Consider the following 400-nt stretch of genomic DNA (forward strand, 5'->3'; position numbering starts at 1 on the left):
TTAACCTACGGCCATTGGGCCTGGGACAGACGGCGTCAGCCGGCACGGTGTCGTTGATCCCGCCGACGGTGGACGTCACCCGCACCGGGCAGGAGGAGATCCTGGACGGGGTCCGGTTCGTGTTCCAGATGACGCCTGGCACCGAGGCGCCGGCGGAGATGAACTTCCTTCTTCCGGACCATCGTGCGCTGTGCCTGGCGGAGAACGCCACCCACACTCTCCACAACGTCCTGACGCTGCGCGGTGCGGTGGTGCGCGACGCCCGCGTCTGGTCCCGATATCTCCAGGAGACGATGATCCTGTTCGCGGACGAGGCCGATGTGGCTTTCGCCTCGCACCACTGGCCCACCTGGGGCACCGCGGCCATCAGAGCGTTCCTGGCGGACCAGCGGGACACCTA

At 67.2% G+C, this 400-nt stretch carries 1 pseudogene; it reads left to right on the forward strand.

The features are described from left to right. Positions 1-47 precede the first annotated feature (47 nt). Positions 48-400, forward strand: a pseudogene (locus tag G6R24_RS21420) (MBL fold metallo-hydrolase); the annotation flags it as partial.

It is taken from the genome of Candidatus Frankia nodulisporulans (genome assembly GCF_902806475.1).
GTDB classification, from domain to species: domain Bacteria; phylum Actinomycetota; class Actinomycetes; order Frankiales; family Frankiaceae; genus Frankia; species Frankia umida.